1 protein-coding gene is annotated in these 2,058 nt (G+C 59.7%); it reads left to right on the top strand.

What is annotated here, in order from left to right; all coding sequences use genetic code 11:
- Positions 1–87: 87 nt before the first annotated feature.
- Positions 88–1,971 (top strand): methyl-accepting chemotaxis protein, encoded by a 1,884-nt coding sequence (locus tag QLG10_RS07885; RefSeq protein WP_110755347.1) that lies wholly within the window; start codon positions 88–90, stop codon positions 1,969–1,971.
- Positions 1,972–2,058 lie beyond the last annotated feature (87 nt).

Here is a 2,058-nt window from a genome sequence, read left to right as displayed (position 1 = left end):
CGTCATCGTTAACGACCATCGTCGGAACGCCGCCCGGAGCATGCTCGCTCCTACAAGCATCACGCCGTATCTGCAGGTGAATCCTCGATGAAAATCCGTTACAAGGTGAGCCTTGTGGCTGCCTTTGTGCTGTTGGTGACGACCAGCCTCCTGTCGCTGGTTCAGGTAGGGCAGATACGAACGATTCTGCGTAACCAGGTCGAGGCCAGCATTGGCGAATCGAGTAACGCCGTGGCACGTCAGATCGAAAACTGGCTGAACGGCAAGCTTCATCTGATGGACCTGGCCGCCCAGGCGATCGACGGTCAGTACAGCGCGCAAGCGACCCAGAGGATCATCGACTCAGCCATTTTGAAAGACGAATTCAAGCTGGTATTCGGCGCCCTTGAGTCCGACGGCAAACCCATCAAGAACGCTTCACCCTGGAATCCAAAACCCGACTATGACGGTCGCACCCGCCCTTGGTACGCGACGGGTAAAGCAGTCAGCCAAGCGGTCTTGACCGAACCCTACAAGGACTCCACCACCGGCGAAATCCTGATCTCGGCGGTGGCCCGGATCAGCGACGCGGGTCAACCTCTCGGGGTATTCGGTGGTGACATCCGCCTGACCACCGTGGCCGATGCCATCAACACGCTGGATTTCGGCGGCGCCGGCTATGCGTTCCTGCTGAGTAAAAGTGGCAGCATCATTTCTCACCCGGACGCCGGGCTGAATGGTCAACCCTACAGCCAGCTTTTCGCCGGTAGCGCCCTGCCGCTGACCGGTCAACTTCAAGAAGCCAGCGGCGGTGGAAAGTCGCTCCTGGTGTCCTTCATTCCGCTCACCGATCTCAAGGGCATGGATTGGTACATCGGTGTGGTGCTGGACCAGGACATCGTCATGGCCGCAGCCCGTATCCTCAGCTGGCGAGCCGCAATCGGTACTGTCCTGGGTGTGCTGCTCAGCCTGTTGGTCCTGGGCTTGCTGGTCCGGCGGCTACTCTGGCCGCTGGATCGACTCAAGGCGTCACTGGCAGACATCAACCGCGGAGACGGTGACCTCACCCACCAACTACCCGTGTCTGGCAATGATGAAATTGCGCAGGTCTCCAGGGAGTTCAACCAGTTCCTGCAAAACCTCAAATCGCTGATTGGCGATGTGAAAAACAGCGCGCAACACGTCCGCGAGAGCACCACCACAACGTCGTCTGAAGCGAACCAGGCCGCCAGTCGCGTGCAAATTCAGCTGCAGGAACTGGATCAACTCGCCACCGCCATGACCGAGATGGCCTCGACCGCCGAAGACGTGGCGCGCAATGCCCAAGCGGCTGCCGAGGCGGCAATCGTGGCCACCGGGGAAGCCGCAGACGGTGTCGCCCTGGTGTCCCGCTCGACCGGGGCCATCCAGCGCCTGGCCGACGAGATGGACCACACGGGCAATGCCATCAATGAACTGTCCTTGCTCAGCCAAAGCATCGAATCGATTGTCGCGGTCATCACCAGCATCGCCGATCAAACCAACCTTCTGGCGCTCAATGCGGCCATTGAGGCGGCCCGTGCCGGCGAATCGGGTCGCGGCTTTGCCGTGGTTGCCGATGAGGTGCGCTCCCTGGCCTCGCGTACCCAGCAATCGACTCAGGAAATACGCCTGATGATTGATCAGCTGCAGACGGGGGTGAAACACGCCCAGGTGCGCATGCAGAAAAGCCGCGACACCGCGAGCAAGACGGCTGGGGATGCCAACGCCGCCAATGAGACCCTCGAACGCATCCGTGAAGCCATTTACCGCATCAATGACATGAACCTGCAAATCGCCGCGGCGGCTGAAGAACAGAGCGCCACGACCGAGGAAATCAATCGCAATACGTCCAACATCCGCGACATCAGCCTCGAAGTCACCGGCAGTGCCGCAAAGCAGGTCCGCCAGTGTTCCGTGATGGGGGAACAGGTAGGCGAGCAGCACAGACTGCTCAGCCGCTTCAGGATTTGAAGTGCGCAGCAACACAATTTCAGATCACAAACACAACTATTCCACCGAGGTAAGAAAGATGAGTGCGGCTTCCCTGTATCCCGTTCG

Source organism: Pseudomonas sp. V98_8 (genome assembly GCF_029967975.1).
Classification (GTDB): Bacteria; Pseudomonadota; Gammaproteobacteria; order Pseudomonadales; family Pseudomonadaceae; genus Aquipseudomonas; species Aquipseudomonas umsongensis.
Note: the sequence above shows the minus strand (reverse complement) of the source record. Positions and strands in the feature narration are given on the sequence as shown.